The organism is Geobacillus sp. WSUCF-018B (genome assembly GCF_002809985.1).
Taxonomy (GTDB): domain Bacteria; phylum Bacillota; class Bacilli; order Bacillales; family Anoxybacillaceae; genus Geobacillus; species Geobacillus thermophilus.
The window spans coordinates 1-20,765 of sequence record NZ_PIJF01000020.1 but is presented as its reverse complement, the minus strand read 5'-3'; the positions used below and the strand labels follow the sequence as shown (position 1 = coordinate 20,765).

Annotated in this window: 20 protein-coding genes and 1 pseudogene; 13 read left to right on the top strand and 8 right to left on the bottom strand. The window is 50.7% G+C overall.

Features of this window, described 5'->3' with window-relative positions:
- Positions 1 to 110: 110 nt before the first annotated feature.
- Positions 111 to 1,312 (top strand): annotated as a pseudogene (locus tag CV944_RS08010) (nitrate/nitrite transporter).
- A 225-nt stretch (positions 1,313 to 1,537) separates the two neighbouring features.
- Here the strand turns inward: CV944_RS08010 and CV944_RS17450 are convergent.
- A complete protein-coding gene (locus CV944_RS17450; RefSeq protein ID WP_015374950.1) occupies positions 1,538 to 1,675 on the bottom strand; it encodes a hypothetical protein in 138 nt (45 codons plus the stop codon).
- Positions 1,635 to 1,850, bottom strand: a complete 216-nt coding sequence (locus tag CV944_RS08005; protein ID WP_015374949.1) for a Fur-regulated basic protein FbpA — start codon at positions 1,848 to 1,850, stop codon at positions 1,635 to 1,637. Before CV944_RS08005 ends, CV944_RS17450 begins: the two co-directional genes overlap by 41 nt.
- A gap of 180 nt (positions 1,851 to 2,030) precedes the next feature.
- On the opposite strand from CV944_RS08005, the gene CV944_RS08000 reads away from it, so the two are divergent.
- The 5 genes from CV944_RS08000 to CV944_RS07975 all read left to right on the top strand — a co-directional run bounded on the left by CV944_RS08000 (position 2,031) and on the right by CV944_RS07975 (position 6,937).
- On the top strand, positions 2,031 to 2,336 hold the full coding sequence (locus tag CV944_RS08000) for a MerR family transcriptional regulator (protein ID WP_047818455.1): 306 nt from the start codon (positions 2,031 to 2,033) through the stop codon (positions 2,334 to 2,336).
- Between the two features lie 456 nt (positions 2,337 to 2,792).
- Positions 2,793 to 3,368: a YkoP family protein gene (locus tag CV944_RS07990; RefSeq protein WP_100664042.1), complete on the top strand. Its 576-nt coding sequence runs from the start codon at positions 2,793 to 2,795 to the stop codon at positions 3,366 to 3,368.
- Positions 3,369 to 3,428: 60 nt separating this feature from the next.
- On the top strand, positions 3,429 to 4,277 hold the full coding sequence (locus tag CV944_RS07985) for a metallophosphoesterase (RefSeq protein ID WP_100664041.1): 849 nt from the start codon (positions 3,429 to 3,431) through the stop codon (positions 4,275 to 4,277).
- Positions 4,278 to 4,441: 164 nt separating this feature from the next.
- Positions 4,442 to 5,947, top strand: coding sequence for a Na+/H+ antiporter NhaC family protein (locus tag CV944_RS07980; RefSeq protein WP_100664040.1), 1,506 nt, complete (start codon positions 4,442 to 4,444; stop codon positions 5,945 to 5,947).
- 63 nt (positions 5,948 to 6,010) lie between these two features.
- Positions 6,011 to 6,937: an endonuclease I family protein gene (locus tag CV944_RS07975; RefSeq protein WP_100664039.1), complete on the top strand. Its 927-nt coding sequence runs from the start codon at positions 6,011 to 6,013 to the stop codon at positions 6,935 to 6,937.
- A gap of 138 nt (positions 6,938 to 7,075) precedes the next feature.
- Here the strand turns inward: CV944_RS07975 and CV944_RS07970 are convergent, their stop codons facing one another.
- Positions 7,076 to 8,032 (bottom strand): bile acid:sodium symporter family protein, encoded by a 957-nt coding sequence (locus CV944_RS07970; RefSeq protein WP_100664038.1) that lies wholly within the window; start codon positions 8,030 to 8,032, stop codon positions 7,076 to 7,078.
- Between the two features lie 214 nt (positions 8,033 to 8,246).
- Between CV944_RS07970 and CV944_RS07960 the strand changes: the two genes are divergently transcribed.
- Positions 8,247 to 8,438 (top strand): hypothetical protein, encoded by a 192-nt coding sequence (locus CV944_RS07960; protein ID WP_096225196.1) that lies wholly within the window; start codon positions 8,247 to 8,249, stop codon positions 8,436 to 8,438.
- Positions 8,439 to 8,608: 170 nt separating this feature from the next.
- Here CV944_RS07960 and CV944_RS07955 read toward each other — a convergent pair whose 3' ends face one another.
- Both CV944_RS07955 and CV944_RS07950 read right to left on the bottom strand, forming a co-directional pair.
- The gene (locus tag CV944_RS07955; RefSeq protein ID WP_013145233.1) at positions 8,609 to 9,031 is read right to left on the bottom strand and encodes a type II toxin-antitoxin system death-on-curing family toxin; all 423 of its coding nucleotides are present in this window, start codon (positions 9,029 to 9,031) and stop codon (positions 8,609 to 8,611) included.
- A gap of 20 nt (positions 9,032 to 9,051) precedes the next feature.
- A complete protein-coding gene (locus tag CV944_RS07950; protein ID WP_100664035.1) occupies positions 9,052 to 9,333 on the bottom strand; it encodes an AbrB/MazE/SpoVT family DNA-binding domain-containing protein in 282 nt (93 codons plus the stop codon).
- Between the two features lie 787 nt (positions 9,334 to 10,120).
- On the opposite strand from CV944_RS07950, the gene CV944_RS07940 reads away from it, so the two are divergent.
- The 5 genes from CV944_RS07940 (at position 10,121) to CV944_RS07920 (ending at position 16,479) form a co-directional block, all read left to right on the top strand.
- Entirely contained in the window at positions 10,121 to 10,717 is a 597-nt protein-coding gene (locus CV944_RS07940) for a DUF5317 domain-containing protein (protein WP_015374932.1), read from the top strand.
- Between the two features lie 199 nt (positions 10,718 to 10,916).
- Positions 10,917 to 12,746, top strand: a complete 1,830-nt coding sequence (locus tag CV944_RS07935) for a diguanylate cyclase (RefSeq protein ID WP_063329942.1) — start codon at positions 10,917 to 10,919, stop codon at positions 12,744 to 12,746.
- A 177-nt stretch (positions 12,747 to 12,923) separates the two neighbouring features.
- On the top strand, positions 12,924 to 13,676 hold the full coding sequence (locus CV944_RS07930; RefSeq protein ID WP_100664034.1) for a DeoR/GlpR family DNA-binding transcription regulator: 753 nt from the start codon (positions 12,924 to 12,926) through the stop codon (positions 13,674 to 13,676).
- Positions 13,673 to 14,584, top strand: a complete 912-nt coding sequence (gene pfkB, locus CV944_RS07925; protein WP_053915306.1) for a 1-phosphofructokinase — start codon at positions 13,673 to 13,675, stop codon at positions 14,582 to 14,584. The genes CV944_RS07930 and pfkB overlap by 4 nt, the downstream gene beginning before the upstream one ends.
- A 26-nt stretch (positions 14,585 to 14,610) precedes the next feature.
- Complete coding sequence (locus CV944_RS07920) at positions 14,611 to 16,479, top strand: PTS fructose transporter subunit IIABC (RefSeq protein ID WP_100660114.1); 1,869 nt, start codon at positions 14,611 to 14,613, stop codon at positions 16,477 to 16,479.
- A 56-nt stretch (positions 16,480 to 16,535) separates the two neighbouring features.
- Here CV944_RS07920 and CV944_RS07915 read toward each other — a convergent pair whose 3' ends face one another.
- Entirely contained in the window at positions 16,536 to 17,510 is a 975-nt protein-coding gene (locus CV944_RS07915; RefSeq protein ID WP_050367308.1) for an MBL fold metallo-hydrolase, read from the bottom strand.
- Between the two features lie 143 nt (positions 17,511 to 17,653).
- Between CV944_RS07915 and CV944_RS07910 the strand changes: the two genes are divergently transcribed.
- Positions 17,654 to 18,055, top strand: a complete 402-nt coding sequence (locus CV944_RS07910) for a secondary thiamine-phosphate synthase enzyme YjbQ (protein WP_049626256.1) — start codon at positions 17,654 to 17,656, stop codon at positions 18,053 to 18,055.
- 174 nt (positions 18,056 to 18,229) lie between these two features.
- On the opposite strand, the gene map is transcribed toward CV944_RS07910, so the two are convergent.
- Together map and CV944_RS07900 are read right to left on the bottom strand one after the other, a co-directional pair.
- Entirely contained in the window at positions 18,230 to 18,979 is a 750-nt protein-coding gene (map, locus tag CV944_RS07905; RefSeq protein WP_050367307.1) for a type I methionyl aminopeptidase, read from the bottom strand.
- A gap of 162 nt (positions 18,980 to 19,141) precedes the next feature.
- A complete protein-coding gene (locus CV944_RS07900) occupies positions 19,142 to 20,443 on the bottom strand; it encodes an ATP-binding protein (protein WP_100660113.1) in 1,302 nt (433 codons plus the stop codon).
- Between the last annotated feature and the right edge of the window lie 322 nt (positions 20,444 to 20,765).

Here is a 20,765-nt window from a genome sequence, read left to right as displayed (position 1 = left end):
CCATAAGAAAAAAAACTTCCCAGCAATACGGCGGGAAGTAGGTTGAGAAATCGCTTTCATTTCCATTTTAACATAACGAACATTCTGTGCCAAGGGGGAGTTGGGGGAAGATGGCGAGAAAATCGTTTTGGCGCGTCGGGCATGCGCCGACGCTATTGTCGTCGTTTCTCTATTTTGATATTAGTTTCATGATTTGGAACTTGCTTGGTGCGCTCGGGGTGTTTGTCGCTGAACAGTTTGCGCTCACGCCGGCGGAAAAAGGGATGATGGTCGCCATTCCGGTGTTGGGCGGGGCGCTGCTTCGCATTCCGATGGGGCTGCTCGCCGACCGCTGGGGCGGGAAGCGGGCTGGTCTGCTTGGCATGGCGGTGACGGCTATGCCGCTTGTGTGGGGCTGGCGGTTTGCAGATCAGATGACGGATGTGTATGCGCTCGGATTTTTATTAGGGGTGGGCGGAGCCAGCTTTGCCGTTGCGTTGCCGCTTGCGAGCCGCTGGTATCCGAAAGAATATCAAGGGCTGGCCATGGGGATCGCCGGGGCCGGCAACAGCGGGACGGTGCTGGCGACGCTGTTTGGTCCGCGCCTGGCGGAGATGTATGGTTGGAACGCGGTGTTCGGGTTGGCGCTCGTACCGCTTGTTGTCGTCTTCCTTTTGTTCGCTTGGCTAGCGCGTGAATGTCCGACAGCCGTCAAGCCCGTCTCCTTGCGTGAATACCGAGCCGTCCTCCGCCGCAAAGAATCATGGCTGTTTTGTTTCTTCTACAGCTTGTCATTCGGCGGATTTGTGGGGCTGACGGGTTACTTGGGCATTTTCTTCTTTGATGAATACGGCGTCAGCAAAGTCACGGCTGGCGATTTCGTCACCGCCGTCGTGTTTGCGGGCAGTTTCATCCGGCCGATTGGCGGCTATATCGCCGACCGGATCGGGGGAATGCGGCTTCTTTCCTTGTTGTTTGCCGCTGGGACTTTGTTGCTGGCTTGCATCGGTACATTGCCGTCTCTTTTCGTCCTGTTCGGATTGATGGTTGCTCTTTTCCTTTGTTTTGGCGCGGCGAACGGTGCGTTGTTCCAAGTTGTTCCGACGGGTTTCCGAAAGAGGTTGGCTTGTTGACGGGCATCATCGGCGCCGCTGGCGGACTGGGAGGGTTTTTGCTGCCGAACGTGCTCGGGGTGATGAAGCAGTGGACCGGTTCTTCGGCGTATGGGTTTTGGATGCTGGCCTTCGTTTTCATGGCCGCGGTGATGGCCGCTCGTCGCCTTCAAGGAACTACGGTTGCGGTCGAATCGTTCTCTCAAAAAGCAGCAGAATGAATAGGGTAACCCAAAGAGACGCTGCAAACTTTCAAAGGAAATCGTTTGATTGAACGAAAAAACTGGTGGAACACAGTCCTTTCTTTAGGTTGACAAAGAGGGGGGGTTCGCGGCGTTTCTTAAGTTTTTCCAGCCTTGGCGCTGATTTCGGAAGGATTTCTGTTGAAGAATGAGGGTGAAAAAAGGTGCCCGTGAAGAAATTCAGGGCACTTTCGCATGATCGTTTTATAATCGATTTTGCAAAAATCGAAGCAGCTCATCCGCTTGATTGCCGATGAGGGCGATCAGCTGTTCAAACATCGCATCGCGCTCGAGGTCAAGTTCAATGATGCGCTTGGCCAGTTCGAGGGCTTGTTTGTCCATGGCGGCGTCCTCCTTCGATCGTCTGGGCGGGGTGGAATCGTTCATATTCGCGGCGCAGTTCGGCCATTGTCCACTCTTCGAGACGCTCGCGGTCGGCGGCTAAGCCGAACTGCATCAGTCGTTCGATGTAAAACTGCTTTTTCTTCCGCACGGCGCTTCTCATCCATGTCCCCATTCGATTCCCTCCCTGTTTTTACCTTTACCATACTATCTTTTTCTTCAGTGTACAGCAAATGTGTTAAGTACATTTACAGGAAATTTAAAAAATATGTTAATTTTATTTACAAAAGTTAGCGGGCTAACATCATTTTTTGTATAATTACGTTAGAAAATACAACGAATTGAGGTGAGGAGTATGACAGATCATCCTCAAGAGGATCATTACAAATACAAAAAAGTCATTTCGATCGGTGTCGTCAGCGAACTGACCGGGCTGTCGCAGCGGCAAATTCGTTATTACGAGGAACGGAAGCTGGTGTTCCCTGACCGTTCCAAAGGAATTCGCAAATATTCGTTCGCCGATGTGGAGCAGTTGATGAAAATCGCCAATCAGCGCGAGGAAGGGGTATCGACGTGGGAAATCCGTCAGGAAATGACGAAAGAGCTGCGTGAGCGGATGTTGAAAGGGCAAATGAATGCGCATTTTCGGATGCGTTCCTAGAAGGCAGGTGAAAAATGGCTGTCACGCGCAAATCAGCGGCATTTCGCCAAAAAAGAAAGATGGCCTCGCAAGGTTTCTCTAATTGAAAAACGTCTGGGATCAGCAACTTTTTGTACTAAATCACCAGCCCTCTAGGGGTTCGGACAGATTCGAATTTTGGATGCATCTCCTGCTTGGAAGCAAAGCATGCGGAAAACCGCCTGGCCGTGTGCCAACAGGATGTAAACACAGTGGCGTTTGTCCAATCATAAGAGCATGGTTGTTTGGCGCGCATAGAGATTCGTGCGCGCTTTTTTGATAAAGCCTCGAGCAGGGGGCGAAATGGAACTGGACCTCAGTACGCGCGTCTCCCGACTGGTCATGCAGCGATTTTTTCTCCTTTTTTCTCCATTTATAATGGCGCTCGATCGATTCCATAATGTAAATGGATAGAACGAGCAGGGAAGGATGCCGCCAATGAGAAGCAAAGCGACGCAGTGGCTGTTGTCTGTATGGGGACTGATGGATCCGCTCTATTATGCATGTTCCCGCCTTGAGTATGCTGGTGGGAAAGAGAACGGCTGTCGTTCCATTTTCCGCGTCCGTTTGCTTCGATACAAGGGTGAAACCATTCACCTTTCGGACGGAACGACGATCGCGGCCAATGACTGGCTGTTGAAAATTCACCTTCATAATGTTCGTCTGCTTCGCGAACTGATGCAGTATCGAAGCGATATTCAAAAAGGACGTTATATTTTCGAACAAGTGAAAGCCGGTTTGCCGTATGTTGCCCATCATCTTTACCATCACAAACAGTCCTCCCGCATAAAAGGGATCATCGGCGTGACGATGTTAAATAAAGGTTGTGAGAGACTCGGATTTGATGCCATTGACATTGGCAATTCATTTTACCGTTGGTTTAAAATGGCATCCCATTGGCCGATGATGACAGTGGCCCAACACCGTCTCATGCCGCTTGTTCGCCCGCCGAAATATTTGTTGATGTCGAAGGAAAAGTTGTTTTCATTGTATGGTTACCATCTCATCCACTAACTCCCTCTTTCTTCTCTCCTCCATTTCACTATAATGGGCATCGAGGGAGGAGAGAAGACGATGACATTCTTTTTTGTTTTTCTTGCAATCTTGTCATTGCTTGCTTTTGTCATTCGCAAAGCCCACCGCAACACGTATGAAGCGGTTTTGCATAAAGTTCAGGTCGGCAGTCTGGACGGTGGGAACGGCGCCATCCGCATTTTGCAGCTGTCTGACCTTCATTTGGAAAAGCTGTCCATTTCCCCGGATGATGTGTATGAAAAGCTGAAAGAGGAAGCGATCGATTTGATCGCCTTAACGGGCGACTTTTTGGACCGTGAGGAAAGCATTGTCAAACTCGGTCCGTATTTGACGGCGTTGAAACAGTTGAATCCGACATATGGCATGTACGCCGTGTTTGGCAACCACGATTACGTGCTGCAAGGCGAGTCGTTCGAGCGCCTGAAAGCGACGCTTGAGGCGCACGGCTGCGTCGTCTTGCAAAACGAGACGAAAACGATCACCGTCAACGGTCAAACCGTCAATATCATCGGCATCGATGACTTTTACACGGGGCGCAGCGACATCGAAAAGGCGTATGCGGGCGTCAAAGACGGCCTTAACCTCGTGTTGACGCACGATCCAGACATCGTGCCGCATATGAAAGACTATCATTTTGACTACTTGTTGTCCGGCCATTTCCACGGCGGACAAATTCATTGGCCAAAGCCGTACCATTTGGCGAAAATGAGCAAAACGCTCACCGAGCGGAACATGATCAAAGGTTATCATGAATGGGAGGGAAAACCGTTTTATATCAACGAAGGGCTTGGGCAAACCGGGGTGAACATTCGAATCGGCTCGAAGCCGGAAGTGACGCTCCACTTGTTGGCGCTCTCGTCCCAAAAAGAAGCAGTGAAAGCTGTCTAATAGGCAGCTTTTTTATTTTTGGAGCAGGAAAGCGGTTTCATTCGTGTATGTCCTCTTGCACTTTTTTCGCAGCTGTTTCCGTGTTGTTGGATGAAGATTCGCAGCGGATTGCATAGACAGAGGAAACCATCGTCATACTTTTTAAAGAAAGGAGTGAATGGCCAATGGAACCGTCGTGGAAAGCTCTCTTGCCATTTTTAGTTGTCATCCCGATTTCGATTTGGACGAAGCAAGTCATCCCCGGGCTGTTTGTCGGGCTGTTGGTTGGCAGTTATTTGATGACCCCGTCCTTGCTTGGCGGGTTGCGGACGATGCTTCATTACGTTGTTGACAACTTAATGCAGACGAACAACATTCGCATCATCATGTTCTTGTATGTGTTCGCCGGTCTTGTGAGCATGATCAAATACACCGGCGGAATCAAAGGGTTCGTCCATCTCGTCAGCAAAAAAGTGAAGTCGGCGAAAACCGCCATGTTCTTGACGTGGATATCGACGATGGTGACATTCAGCGACCCCGATTTTCGCATCGTCACCGTCGCGCCGATCATGAAGGCGCTGCGCAAACGGCTCGGGCTGTCGTCCCAGCAAATCGGCTTTGCCATTGAGGTGACATCCAACCCGGTTGTCGCGCTCATCCCAATTGCCACTGCCTTTGTCGGCTATATGGTGTCGGTCATCGATAAGGCGCTTGATACGGCCGGCATCGGCGCGGAGCCGTACATCGTGTACGTCCGAAGCATTCCGTTTAACTTTTTCTCGTATGCCATTATTGCCGTCGGGCTCTACTACAGTTTTTTTGTCTATTCGCGCCAAAAACAAGCAGCAGTAAGCGAAAAGCGGAAAGAGGCGCCGATTCGAAGCTGGAACGAGCGGTTGGCGCTCGAAATGGCGGAAGAACAGCGGCCGGCTGACAATGAGCCCAATGAAGCGCAAGGGGAAGAAGGGGACGCGATGCAGACATGCCCGCGCGCCTATCAGAAAGAAACGCCGGTGAAACCGTGGAATTTGATCGTTCCACTTTCAGTCGTTCTTGTTTTGACGCTGTTTTTAAGCTGGTGGGACGGCCATCGCGGAGCGCGGACGTTTTGGGATGCTTTTTTGCGGAGCGATGCGCTCGGCGCGATGTTGGAGGCACTGTTGTTTACCGTCATCGTGACGGTGGTGTTTTTCCTTTGGCAGCGATTCAAATTGAACGATTTGTTGACCCATTTTGTCAAAGGCGGCAATGAGCTGATGTCGGTCATTGTCATGTTGGCGCTCATTTGGGCGCTGTCGGCGGTGGCGGAAGACTTAGGGTTTTCCCAATACATTACGAGCCATGTGCAACAATGGATTCCGCCGTTTTTTGTCGCCCCGATTTTGTTTTTGCTTGGCGCCGTCATTTCCTACTTCATCGGCTCGTCATGGGGGACGTGGGGGATGTTGATGCCGCTTGGTGTGACGCTCGCGAGCCAGTCGGGAACGAACATTTTGCCGGTCATCGGCGCGGTGTTTGCGAGTGGGACGTTCGGGGCGTTTGCGTCGCCGCTTAGCGACAATACGGTGACGCTTTGCACTATTTTGGATTTGCCGGTGATGGAATACGCGCGAACGAAGCTGATTCCGTCGTTGATCGCCGCCGGCATCGCCGCCGTTTTGTTCGGCGCGACATCGTTTCTTTTGCATTAACGCCGTTATCGTCCTCTTTCGTCTTCCGTGATACACTAAAAGAAAAAAGAAAGGGGAACGCTGATGGGAGAGGCGGAACGGCGGCTTGAGGAGCTCGGCCAATGGCGGGAGGAAGATCCGAAAGAACGGCTCGAGCAGCTGAATGAGCGGCTCGCGGTGGAGGATGCGTATTATCAGGCCGCAGAAGATGAGCGGGCGCGCGAACGGTATTACCGCCGTCTGCCGCTTGAGGGGGACGGATTGATGTTGTTTGTCCGCTATCACGAACTGGTGGCGCGCACCCATAAGCGGCGGCTGCCGTATTTTTTCAGCAAGGACGAATATTTGTACACATGGGTCGACTTGCAGCCGGACGGAACGGTGCGAAGCTTGTACTCCGGCGAGCGAAAAGACCCGAAGATGTTGATCGTCCAAGATGTCCAAACGATGAAACGGCGCTACGATGAATTTCGCCAGCTGTTGAAAAAAATGAAGCATGGGCTCGGCGATGTGCACGAGCGGGTGAAAACGATCGAGCAGCAATGGAAATTCAATGCCGAACATGTCGTGCCGCAGTCTTGGTTTGGCGCCCGCGAACCGATGAAAGGCGATTTGCATCATTTATTCGTTTGCCAGCCGGAGTGCAATACGATGCGGTCGAATTTTCCGTACGCGGATTTCCCGTTTTACAATCCGGAAGATCCCGACGAGCAAATCCAAAACCGTTGCGGAGTCGTTCATAATGGCTATTTCGAGCCGGAATACGGCAAAGGGACGGCGGCAAGGGCGATGTTGTACTTTCTGCTTCGCTACCCAAAGGCGATCGCAAAGTCGTTTCGGCGCAAAATCGATATTCCGCTCCTTGTCCGTTGGCACGAACAATTTCCACCGACGGTGTATGAACATCATCGCAACAGCGCGATTTTTTTCATCCAAGGCAACCGCAACCCGTTCATTGATTTTCCTGAACTGGCAGGGCGGATGGTGTTTCCGTTTGAAGGGGCGCTGTGAAATGAGGTGAAAGGCGGGTGCCTGCCTTTTGTCCCGGGTGTCAAGGAATAAGAAAGATGAGCGGAAAAGCTGTCTCCGAAAAATGATCGTTCATTTCGGAAGACAGCTTTTTTGTTGCTAGGCAAAGCGTGAGAGGGGTTAAGCGGAAATCGTTTGTTCATCGGCCTGGCGATCTGCTTGTTTGCGGAAGTATGTTGCGACCATCGGACCGGAAATATTGTGCCAGACGCTGAAAATGGCGCTCGGAACAGCGGCGAGCGGCGAAAAATGGGCGGTCGCTAAGGCCGCACCAAGCCCGGAGTTTTGCATGCCAACTTCGATGGAAATCGCCTTTTGTTTTGGCGGTGACAGGCGAAACAGTTTGGCAAACCAATATCCAAGCAGCAAGCCCAATCCGTTATGAACAACGACAATAAGAAAAATAAGCAGTCCGCTTTTGGCAATGGCCGCTTGGTTTTGTCCGACGACGGCGGCGACAATGGCCACGATGGCGATGACCGAAACGAGCGGCAGCGCCGGGATGCACGCTTTGACTTGCTTTTGGAACAGAGCCTGGGCGATGAGTCCTAAAAGGATCGGAATCAGGACGACTTTGACGATCGACCAAAACAAAGCTGCGGCCGATACGGACAGCCATTTTCCCGCTAAAAGCAAGATGAGCGAAGGCGTCAAAATCGGCGCTAAAATCGTCGAAACAGACGTGACGGCGACCGACAGAGCCGTATCTCCTTTCGCCAAATACGTCATGACGTTGGACGCCGTTCCGCCCGGACAGCAGCCGACTAAAATAATGCCGAGCGCCACTTCGCGCGAAACCGGCAGAAAGTAAGCGAGCAAAAACGCGACAAGCGGCATGATCAGAAACTGGGCAACGACGCCGATCAACACATCAAGCGGACGCTTGAACACCTCTTTAAAATCGTTCGCTGACAGCGTCAATCCCATGCCAAACATCACGATGCCTAGAAGCGGCACGATATACGGAGCGATCCACGTAAATGCGCTGGGAGCGAAAAAGGCGAGCGCTCCAAACAGAAGCACCCAGATCGCAAACGTATTGCCGACAAAGTTGCTTATTCTTCCTAGTGTATTCACTGTACTCACTCCTTGAACAAAGATGGGAAAGATATACAAGAAATTATATACATTTTTTTGAAAAGTTCAACTAATGAATCGCCAAATTTTGAAGAAATGTTGACAATATAGACAAACGGATTCCTGACGATGATCGGAATCCGTTTTTTCATTTTCCGACGAAAGACTTTCGCTTCCATGGTTGTAGGATAGCCAAAAAATAAGCGGGGATACAATGGGCAAACTTTCGTTTCAACGGGCTCTGGAGGACAAAAGATCAGGCCGCTCTTTGTTTTGGCTGTTGGGTGTTGTTGCCTCAATGATGGCCGAAACACCGGGGGTAGAAAGCTTTTTTCGTTCAACCGTTGAAACTCAAGGGAAGACCGTGAGTGTGGAGGATAAACTTTTGACAATACCTAAAAATTGAGGATAGCGAAAAGGCGGCTTTGGATCAAGGTTCGCACAGTTGTGTAAAAACAAAGCAGCAAAAAACGACGTTGTGGTCCTGTCATCCAAGTTTACTGGGTTGGCGATGGAATTTTACGCAATAATTGAACTTGACCCGGCTTTGGCCCGCTCTTTTCCTCACTCTTTTCCTCATTCTTTTCGTTTTTGGATGGGACGGATGTAACTCTCTAATTCGTGGGCAAGATGCTGGATGCAATCATTTCCCCGGAACTTGGCATCCTCGACAAGGTACACCGTGAAATCTTCCGCTTCTTTATTGGTCATCGTGAACTCATATCCATTCAAATCAAGGAACGTGACGAATACGGTTAAAGCCGTCCGCTTATTGCCGTTGTGGAAAATATGACCTGTCGCGATGGAATGGTAATAGCAGCAAGCCTTTTCAATAATCGAAGGGAACTGTTCCTCCCCGAACAATTTCGTTTTCGGTCTTTCCAACATCCACGCGAATTTATCGGGGAATTGGATCCCCGCTTGTTCTGCGTCGTCGTACATTTCCATGACCGTGTAATGGATAAATAGGATTTCTTCCGCTGTCAAATAATAAACCATGTTTTCCTCCAGCTGCTCCTTTATCTATATTTCAAGTTGCGCAGCGCTTCGTCATATTTGGAGATCGCGCGGTTCATCGCCATCGCGACTTCAGGACGGACTCCTTTTGGAATTCGGTTTGCGCGTTTCATCACGATTTCCCCTCGTTCCTTGTCGTAATATATTTCGATTTCATCGCCTTTATTTAGGTTTAGCATCGTGGCTAAATCTTTCGGGATGCTAACGGACAAACTATTCCCGACTTGGCTAATCCGACGTGTATACGTTTTGTCTTTCTTGCTTCCCAACATTTCCGCGTCCATTTCTTTTTCATCTCCTTTCCATATAATGGGCAAAAAGGACGTTTTTATCCATAAAATTATTACTGTATAAACAATTATAACAATAATCTTCCGAAAAGCAATACGGAATAATAAAAAAGGGCTTTTTGTCTTTCAACGAGAAAAACGCATGCCGCATTTCTAGAATCGATGTCGTTAGGAGGGAAAGAGGAGTGCCGCATAAAGTGAGCTTGTACGGATATGCCGTCTGTGTGTTATGCCATGCCGGACATAGTGAGGTCGGAAGCGTCAAGCAGTGGAACATGAAACAGCCGCGTCACGGAACGGATCAACGACGGCTATCTTTATTATTGCTTGGGGGGGATTTAGTTGGTTTATCAAATATCTTTGTCTTGCAGAAGGAATGAGGGATATTCATTGTTGCGACGGACCATCCGTTTATTATCTTGCGCGTGAAGCCAATCCACATAAGCTTGGAAGCGGAACGGTGAGATGAACGAGGATGGCTTGCTGGCTGTGGGCAGGCGCGCCCAAGAATCTCCTGCCGCTAAGTGTTTGCGCAGTCGGGGGATCATTCCATTGAGGGTAGGTTCTTTTTCACTATTCAATGGATATACATGACGCTGTTTTTGTCGTTTCTTGTTTCAAAGAATGACGAAAACGAAAAGAAGGAAACGATATTCATCAAAATTTGTTTGTAGTTAGGACGAACGGACTATTTACATGGAATGAAAAAAACGGTAAAAATAGAAGTGAGGACAGTAGTTTAGAAAAAAGAGAAAATTCTGTTTATCAAGGGGACAGCATTATGGTTTACGATGGAATCATTTTGTCGTTGTTGATCGGCTGGTTTCGCGGCGGAAGCCTGAAAGGGTTGGCCAACATGAAATTGCGCGGCGGTTGGTTGTTTCCGCTCTTGTTGGCGGTGCAGTTTATCGTCTTTTTCCTTCAAGAACGCATCGAGTGGATCGCCAAAATGAGCAACGTTATTTTTCTTCTCGTCTATATCACAGGACTCGCATTTCTGTGGCTCAACCGCCATCAGCCGGGGTTTCCGGTCATCTTCGCCGGCGTCTTGCTTAACTTTATCGTCATGGCCGTAAACGGCGGACGGATGCCGGTATCGATCGAAGCCGCCCAATTTCTCGGCCGCGAATACATCGAAGCGTTAAAAGCCGGTCTGTACGGCAAGCACCAGGCGATCACATCGGATACGCTTCTGCCGTTTCTTGGCGACATCATCCCGCTGTCTCCGCCGTACCCGCGCCAACAAGTCATCAGCATCGGCGACGTTGTGATGAACGTAGGGGCGTTCTTGTTCATCCAGCATCTGATGCTCAGTGCACCGCGCCATGGGGCAGACGATGCTGAGAAAGAAACAACGGCCGCTCCTGCGAATCAATAAAAATAAGGGGAGGAATTTATTTATGAAATTAAAACAAACTCTTATTAACCTGCTGATTATTGGTTCTGTTATTGTTGCTTTGACATCTGGTATGAAGCTCGTATAAGGATTAAATTTTTGGGGTGAATTGGTTGAAAGTGATAAGGGGGGCTAAATTGCCTCTCTTGGCTTTTTATTTAATTAATGAGAGTGATTGTGAATGGACGATCGTAAATTTACCAGTACCAAATTTTATGTTTTAGGAGTTTCCTTGTTTGGACTTTTTGTCTATTTTTTTCATTTTTCTGTCTCATTCCCTTCCCTGCGAGATTGGGTTTTAATTTATGTATTAACGGCTTCTGTTCTCATAGTAAATCGATTTTTGATTTATCTCCCGCCAAAAGGGAATTCTATTTCTATGGATTCGTCTATTTATTTAGCTTGTTTATTTGTTTTTGACTTGCATATCACACTGCTTGTGTTAGGAATATTTAGTTTGATATACGCTTTGTATAAAAGAAGCATTGAATTATGGAAGCATTTATTTAATTTTTCTATGTATTCTTTGATGCTTGTAAGTGCATATTACGTTTTCCTTGTATCTGGTGGGATGATTGGAGTTGTAAATACTACCAATATCTTCCCTTATATAATCGCTTTGTTTGTTTATTTTTTAGTAAATATCGTGGTACTGTCTTGCTATTTTATTGTTTCCTCACAACGCTTGTTTAACGGTGTTCTTAATTTTGGACTGTTGAAAGAAGTAGGAATGACCTATTGTATCACTTTAATTCTTTCACTTGCTTTGTCAGTTTTGTTGCAAGAGACAAAATATTTCGGTCTCTTCTTATTTACAATTTTGATTTTATTTCTGTCCATGGCTTTCCGGAAGCTTCTTCATTTATACCAAGAGACGTCTAACCAAGTGAATCGAGATCACTTGACTGGTCTATACAACCACGGCTTTTTCAAGGAAACGTTGAAAGAACAGTTTGCCGATTGCAAGAAGTTGAAGAAGCCGTTGACGCTCGCGTTTTTGGACTTGGACGATTTTAAAAAATACAACGACCGGAACGGCCACTTGCAAGGGGACAAGCTGCTGGCGTTTTTCGGTGCGCGGTTGAAAAAAGAAGTGGAAGGAACCAATTTCACCGTTGCCCGCTACGGTGGGGAAGAGTTTGCCATTTTAATGCCCAACACGACGAAAGAAGACGCGTACGCGTTTTTAAACCGGTTGCGCAAAGAAGTGAACGATACATATTTTGACGGCGTCGAGCACATTCCGTACCGCTGCCTGTCGTTTTCGTGCGGCATTGCCGAGATGGAAAAGGATATGCATGAAAGCGATGAGCTCATCCACCGCGCCGATCAGGCGCTTTATTACGCCAAGGCGCAAGGGAAAAACAACGTTCAGTTGTATGATAAACATAATATGTGCTTGGATGAAATTAAGTTTAAACAAGACTTGGAAGCGCTCGAGCAGCAAGTGAAGTTTTTTCTTTCAAAAGACGTCTATACATACCGCCATAGCAAACGAGTGTTTAAATATGCGTTGGAGTTTGGCAGTCGTCTTGATGAGTTGACCGACCATGAACGGCAGACGCTCATTTTAGGGGCGCTCATCCATGACATTGGCAAAATTGAAGTGCCACGCGATATTTTAAATAAGCGGGGAAAGTTGGAGAAGCATGAATGGGAGATCATTAAAAAGCACGTAACGTGGGGACGCGAGATTGTGGCGGCGGAGAAGCGGTTTGATGATTTGCTTCCGCTTGTCGAGCTGCATCACGAACGATATGATGGAAAAGGGTATCCGTACGGGCTGAAGGGGGAAGAAATCCCGAAATTGGCCCGCATTTTGTGTATTATCGACTCATTTGACGCCATGACGACCGAGCGGCCGTACCAGCCGACGAAAACGTTTGAAGAGGCGCTTGAGGAAATCGAGCGTTGCGCTGGGACGCAGTTTGATCCCGTGTATGCGGCGAAGTTTATCGCGTTTGTGCGCGAGCATTATTTGCCGCTTGCCGAGATGGAGCAATTGAATTAAGGGAAAAAGGCACTTGCCGATGGCAAGTGTTTTTATTTTGGTTTTGAATGTTTTTGAATGGTTTTTCTTATTTATTGAATGATATTGATAGAAAATGAATGTTTTTGATTGATTTTTTCGTTGTCTTGGGATATGATAGAGTTGTAAGCGATATCCCCGGTGATCGGAGGTGGGAGTGTGCTAACCGAAGAACGCCACCGCCTCATTTTGGAACTTTTGGCGCAAAAAGGAGTTGTCAAGCTGCAAGAGTTCGTAGAGGCGACCGGTTCGTCCGAGTCGACGATTCGCCGCGATTTGACGCAGCTTGAAAAAGAAAAACAGCTGCGCCGCGTGCATGGCGGAGCGGCGTTGTTGCAGCAAAAACGTGAAGAGTTAAGCGTGTCGGAAAAATCGCTGAAATATATCGAAGAAAAGCGGCGGATCGCCGCCTATGCGGCCAGCTTGGTGCAAAAAGGAAACTGCATCTATTTGGACGCGGGAACGACAACGTGGGAAATGATTCCGCACTTGGCTGACAAAGAAGTCACCGTGGTGACGAACGGCGTGATGCATGTCGAGCGGCTGCTTGAGCATAACGTCACGACGTATTTGGTCGGCGGCATGATCAAGCCGAAAACGAAGGCGTTGATCGGGCGCGGCGCCATCGAGTCGCTGCGGCAGTACCGCTTCGACCAATGTTTCATCGGCGCGAACGGTGTTCATTACGACTATGGTTATACGACGCCGGACCCGGAAGAGGCACTGGTGAAATATACGGCGATGCAGCTGGCGCAGCGTGCGTATGTGCTTGCAGACCATTCGAAGTTGAATGAAAGCGCGTTCGCAAAAATTGCGGATTTGCATGAAGCGGTGTTGATCACCGATGAATTGGATGAAGAGTGGAACGATTTGTATCGAACAAAAACAACAGTAGAGGTTGTGGCTCCATGATTTACACATGTACGTTGAATCCATCTGTTGATTATATCGTTCATCTCGATGAGCTTCATGTTGGCGAACTGAATCGTTCGGTGAAAACGTTCACATTTCCGGGCGGGAAAGGGATCAACGTGTCGCGTGTGTTGAAGCGCTTGGGTGTTGACAGCACGGCGCTTGGGTTCATCGGCGGATTTACCGGCGGGTACATTGAAAGCGAACTTCGGAAAGAAGGCATTGCCTGCGATTTTGTTCATGTCCCAGGGCAAACGCGCATTAACGTCAAACTGAAAGCGGGGCGGGAGACGGAAATTAACGGTGAAGGCCCGATGATTGCCGATGACGATGCCGCGCAATTGATCGCGAAAGTCGGAGCGCTTTCAGCTGGCGATGTGCTTGTTCTCGCTGGAAGCGCGCCGACGTCGCTGTCGGCGGACATGTACGAGCGATTGGCGGCTGAGTCGGTGAAGCGGCGCGTTCGCCTTGTTGTTGACACGAGCGGTCCGGCGCTCGAGAGGCTGCTTGCGTGCCGCCCGTTTTTGGCTAAGCCGAACCATCATGAGCTGGCCGAACTGTTTGGTGTTGCGATGGTGACAAGAGAAGACATCGTGTTGTATGGCCGACGACTGGTGGAAAAGGGAGTGGAACACCTCATTGTGTCAATGGGCGGCGACGGGGCGTTTTACTTCAACGAGGAAACGGCGCTGTTTGCCGAAGCGCCGAAAGGCGCAGTGAAAAATTCGGTCGGGGCGGGCGATTCGATGGTCGCTGGATTTTTGGCTGCCCAAGCGAACGGGAAATCGATTGAGGAAGCATTCGCTTACAGTGTCGCCGCTGGAAGCGCGACCGCGTTTTCGGAAGATTTGTGTACGAAAGAGGAAGTGGAAGCGCTCGTCGACCGCGTCCATATCGTGCATTTATAAATTGAAAATAAAGGGGGATTGGGCCAATGAAGATTACAGATTTGTTGACAAAAGAAACGATGATTCTCGCGCTTCAAGCGAAGACAAAGGGCGAAGTCATTGATGAACTGGCTGAAAAGCTTGCCGAAGCGGGAGCGGTCAGCGATGTGGAGGCGTTCAAACGAGCGATTTGGGCGCGCGAACAACAAAGCACGACCGGCGTTGGAGATGGCGTTGCCATTCCGCACGCCAAAACGGCGGCGGTCAAGCGCCCAGCGGTGGCGTTCGGCCGTTCAGCGGAAGGCATTGATTATGAGTCGCTCGATGGCAAGCCAAGCCATTTGTTTTTCATGATCGCCGCACCAGAAGGCGGGGAACAGACGCACCTTGAGGCGCTTGCCCGCTTGTCGTCGATGTTGATGGATGCATCGTTCCGTGCTCAGCTTGAAACCGCTTCAAGCGAAGAGGAGATTGTCCGTTTGTTTGCTGAGAAAGAAAGCGAGCAAGAAGCTCCTCGGCAAGCCGCACGGGCAGAGAACGGGAGGAAAGTGCTGGCGGTGACCGCTTGTCCGACCGGAATCGCTCATACGTATATGGCCGCTGATGCACTGAAAGCGAAAGCAGCGGAAATGGGGGTGGCGATCAAAGTCGAGACAAACGGCTCCGATGGAGTGAAAAACGAGCTGACGGCGAAGGAGATTGAAGAAGCAACGGCGATCATTGTCGCAGCCGATAAACAAGTCGACATGGACCGTTTTGACGGGAAACCTGTCATCCAAGTGCCGGTCGCCCGTGCGATCCGCGAGCCGGAGAAGCTCATCGAGCAGGCGCTGCGCCAAGATGCACCGATTTATCGGGCGAGCAGCACGGCGCGAGGCAGCGCGGGAGCGGCGAAGCCGCGCACCGGTTTTTACAAGCATTTGATGAACGGTGTATCGAATATGCTTCCGTTTGTCGTTGGCGGCGGGATTTTGATTGCCCTTTCCTTCACGTTCGGCATTAAAGCGTTTGACCCGAACGATCCGTCGTATCATCCGTTTGCCAAACTGTTAATGGACATTGGCGGCGGCAATGCGTTCGCGTTGATGGTCCCTGTGCTGGCCGCATTCATCGCCATGAGCATTGCCGATCGACCAGGGTTTGCGCCGGGGATGGTCGGCGGCTTTCTGGCGGCGAACGGCGGAGCTGGGTTTTTGGGGGGATTGATCGCCGGTTTTTTGGCCGGGTATTTGGTTGTCGGGCTGCGCAACCTGTTCAGCCGTTTGCCGCAGTCGCTTGAGGGGATTAAACCGGTGTTGCTCTATCCGGTATTCGGCATTTTTCTCACCGGCGTCATCATGATGTATGTGGTCATTGATCCGGTGAAAGCGTTGAATGAAGGGTTGAAACATTGGCTTTCCGGCATGGGAACCGCGAACTTAGTGCTGCTTGGTGCGGTGTTGGGCGGCATGATGGCGGTTGATATGGGCGGACCGATCAACAAGGCGGCGTATACGTTTGGGCTGGCCATGATTGAAGCGGGCAACTTTGCGCCGCATGCGGCGATTATGGCTGGCGGGATGGTGCCGCCGCTCGGCTTGGCGCTGGCGACGACGTTCTTTAAGAAAAAGTTTACGAAAGCCGAGCGTGAAGCTGGAAAAACGTGCTATGTCATGGGCGCTTCGTTCATCACGGAAGGGGCGATACCGTTTGCGGCGGCTGATCCGGTGCGGGTTATTCCATCGATTATCGTCGGCTCGGCTGTAGCCGGAGCGTTGACGATGTGGTTCCATATCGGGCTGCCGGCGCCGCACGGCGGAATTTTCGTCATCCCGATCGTCAAAGGCAGCGCATGGCTTTATATCCTTGCCATTTTGATCGGCTCCGTCGTGACGGCGCTGATGGTCGGGCTGTGGAAAAAAGAAGTGAAAGAATAAGAGACAAGGCGTTCCGCGGGCAGCGGAACGCTTTTTGTCCGTTGGAGCGGCGGGCTTTATGGCTCGTTTCCCCCCGATTCCGCACGCCTGAACCCCCCGCTTGCGGCTAGTTGGGCGGCATCGATCACCTCGCCGAGCTTCAAGCAAAGCAAGCGCTCCTCTTCCAATCCGCGCCGCCGCCATTCAGCCCATAGGCGGTCAAGCGCTTCTTTCGGCGTATCGTCGGCCAAGCGGAACGCCCCGTAATGCATCGGGACAAACAGGCGAGCGCGGCAGTCCAAAAACGCCTGCACGGCTTCTTCCGGGGTCGTGTGCTGCGGCCCCATGAACCATTCCGGTTCATAGGCGCCGATCGGCAAGAGCGCATAGTCGATGGAAAAGCGGTCGCCGATGTCGCGAAAGCCTCGGAAGTAGCCGCTGTCGCCGGCGAAGTAAATGGTGGGGGCGCCGTTTGATGTGATCACCCATCCGCCCCAATGCGACGTGTTCGTGTCCCACAGCGTCCGCCGTGTCCAATGTTGGGCTGGAACGAATGTGAGCGTCACGCCGCGGAATTCAGCCGTGCGCCACCACGACAGCTCAGTGACATGGCGGAAGCCGCGGCGGCGGAGCAGACGGCCGAGCCCCTCGGGCACGAACACGTGCGGGTCGCCCGGCAAGCGGCGGAGGCTGCCGATATGCAAGTGGTCATAGTGGCCATGGGAGATGAGCACAACGTCCACAGGCGGCATGTCCTCAAGCGCGATGCCCGGAGCTGACAAGCGTTTGGCCGTGCCCATCCGCTGCGCCCAAACCGGGTCGGTGACGATCGTAACGCCGGCCAACTGCATGATAAAGGTCGAGTGGCCAACCCAGCAAAGCTGCGGCCGTCCGCCGGGCTTGTGAAGCCGGTCGGATTGCGGCGGCTCCATGCGGGGTACAACGTATGACAAATCTTTTTGTTTTTGTTTCCGCTCCCGTTGCCAGCGGCGAAAATCAGCCCATGTTTTGTGCGTCGAGACGTTGTCGAGATTCGTGTATCGTTTCGGCACGGCAGTTTCACCCCAATGGACTTTGCTAGGAGACTCCCGTTTCCATGCAGGGATGGCAGGTGGGAGGCCGTTCCATGTGCTATAATTAAATGGTAGCAAATTTTGCGTTGTTCTACAAAATATTTGTTCAGGAGGTGAAAGACTTGCTTCAATCTTTTTCGCTTCGCACGACAAAGCGCGATGAAATGGTGGAGATTACGTCATTTGTCGAAGAAACGGTGCGCCAGTCCGGGGTAGAAGAGGGGGTGGCGATCGTTTATTGCCCGCACACGACAGCCGGCATCACGATTAACGAAAACGCGGATCCTGACGTGAAGCGCGATATGATGCGCCGCTTTGATGAAACGTACCCGTGGGAGCATCCGCTTGACCGCCATATGGAGGGAAACACGGCCGCTCATATGAAAGCGAGCACGGTCGGCGCGTCGCAACATGTTATCATTCATGAAGGCCGGCTGTTGCTTGGCCGTTGGCAAGGCATCTATTTTTGTGAATACGACGGGCCGCGCCAGCGGACGTTTTACGTGAAAGTGCTGAAAGGGTAGTAACCATAATTATATTATGTAAACAAAATGGCAGGAAAAAGCAATGGCAACACAGCGGCCGCAACGGTCTGGCCAGAATAAAGAGAAGGGAACGAAAAACCCGGGCCAACGTGTACCCGGGTTTTTCGAATGTCGAAAAAATCAAGCTGTTGAGAACAAGAAATATCTGCATCCTTACGCCGTCGTCGTTAAGATCAGCGGCCCGTTTTTCGTAATGGCGATCGTATGTTCATATTGCGCCGAATACGAGCCGTCAATGGTGCGCGCCGTCCAGCCGTTTGCGTCCATTTTGCTTTGCCATGCCCCCATGTTCACCATCGGCTCGATCGTAATGACCATCCCTTCCTTTAAGCGCATCCCTTTTCCTTTTTCGCCAAAATGGGGAACGTACGGCTCTTCGTGAATCGTCGGCCCGATGCCATGCCCGGTGAAATCGCGGACGACGGAAAACCCGTGCGATTCGACGTACGTTTGAATGGCATGGCCGATATCGCCGATCCGGTTGCCGACGACCGCCTGTTCGATGCCTTTGTATAGCGACTGTTCCGTGACATGGAGCAGCTTTTGCACATCTTCACTTACATCACCGACCGCGTACGTCCAAGCCGAATCAGCGAGCGCCCCACGCCAGTTGACCACGAAATCGATTGTGACGATGTCGCCCTCTTTCAACGGCTCGTTGCGCGGAAACCCGTGGCAAATTTCATCGTTAATGGAAGCGCATGTCGCATACGGATAACCGCGGTAGCCTTTTTGTTCCGGTTTGGCGCCGTATTTGGCCAAAAACGTTTCAACGAACCGGTCGATCTCCATCGTCGTGACCCCCGGTTTGATGCGCTTGGCGATTTCTTGATGGCAGGCGGCCAAGAGTTTCCCCGCCTCACGCATCAACTGAATTTCTCGTTCCGTTTTGACGTGAATCATGCAACTGTCTCCTTTTCCTTCGGTATGTTTCCATCCTATAGTATTGTAACAAAAACGCCAGTGGTGATAAACTGTCGGGAACATAGGACAAAGAAAAAGGACACCCGAACAGGCATCCTTTGTTTCGCTGGTTATCGTCTTCCCCCAGTTTGGCCGCGGCGTTTACAAGACGGCAAACAACTGCTTTTCTTTATCGGAAATCGTGGATGGGGATGGGGACGGAGCGAGCGGCAAATAAATCGATACCGTCGTTCCTTTATGTATTTCGCTTTCAATTCGAATTGTTCCGTTCATTGATTCGACAATGCGATAGACGACCATCATGCCAAGCCCGGTGCCTTTGACTCCTTTTGTCGTAAAGTACGGCTCCCCAAGCCGATCAAGCTGTTCTTTCGTCATGCCGATGCCGGTATCGGCAATGCGGATGAGCACGCGCCCGTTATCGAGCGAAGCGTATACCCACAGCGTGCCGCCGTTCGGCATCGCTTCAATGGCGTTTTTCATGATATTGAGCAAACATTGGCGGAACTTTTCCCGTTCTCCCATTACGGAAAACGGGGCGAGCGATGCCTGAATGTCGACGCAGCTCATATTGGCGAGCGGACGGATGATGTCGATGGCCCGCTCCACTTCCAGTTTGACGTTCAGCTTTTCCGGCATCTCCGGGGCCGGCTTGGCGAATGTCAAGTAATCGGTGATGATCGCTTCCGCCCGGTCGAGCTCCTCCAACGCAATGCGGGCGTACTGGCGGCGCTTTTCAGCGGCAAGCGGCTGCTCTTCAATCAGCTGGATAAACCCGCGCGCCGCTGTCAAGGGGTTGCGGATTTCATGAGAGATGGAGGCGGCCAAATGGGTGACCGCTTCCATTTTTTCGGCACGGATGATCCGTTTGCGCAACGCCATGTCATGGTACACCATCTCGCGGGCGGCGCAAACGATGAGCATGCTTGCCGGTTGTACGAGCAAAAATGTAAGTGAAAGAAGAAGCGGGGGCGGGTTGTTGACGATCCACTCTACCATGGCGATCGTCAATAGGCCGGATGCAAAGCTGAGCAGCGTCGCCAGCAGCACGCGCTGTTTGGACGGCAGCGAGGCAAAGCGTTTTGTCCATAAACTACTGACCGCAGCGATGGCAATGGAAACAACGACAGTGATCAAAACACCGGCTCCGCCGAACAATGAGCGATAGACGATCGTCACGAGCACCAACAAGGCGGCCGGACCAACCCCGCCGTATAGGCTGCCGAGCCAAAGCGGAATTTGCCACAAGTCGAACATAAAATCGTTTTCCGCGCCGACCGGAAGAGTGATGCATAGGACGATTACAAGGGCGTAACAAGCGGTCGGCAAATACAGGCGGAGGCGCTTTGGCCCTTTTTCTTGCTCCGTCCATAGCGGGACAAGAAACACCGGCAGGAGAATAAAAAACAAGTTCAGCAAAAAGTCTTTTAAAATACTAAGCATCGCGGCACCTTCTTTCCCATCGTCAGCTGCATAACCAGAATTTCTACAAAAACTGCGAATATATTACATTGTAACCGGAACATCACGGGTCTGTTAAGGTGAAATTGATAGTCTTTTTTTGCTATAAATCTCGTTTTTTCGACAAACATAGGCAAAAAGAACTGTTTTGTTCTTAGTCAAGAATCCTCTTTTGTTTTTTGAATTATTCTATAATATTTTAATTGGTAACTATTCAGCCACATCATAAAGTGAGCTGAATATTTTCTTCTTTCCTTGTCTATGATGTGAATATTGATAGACAAGGAGGTGAATCGCATGTTGA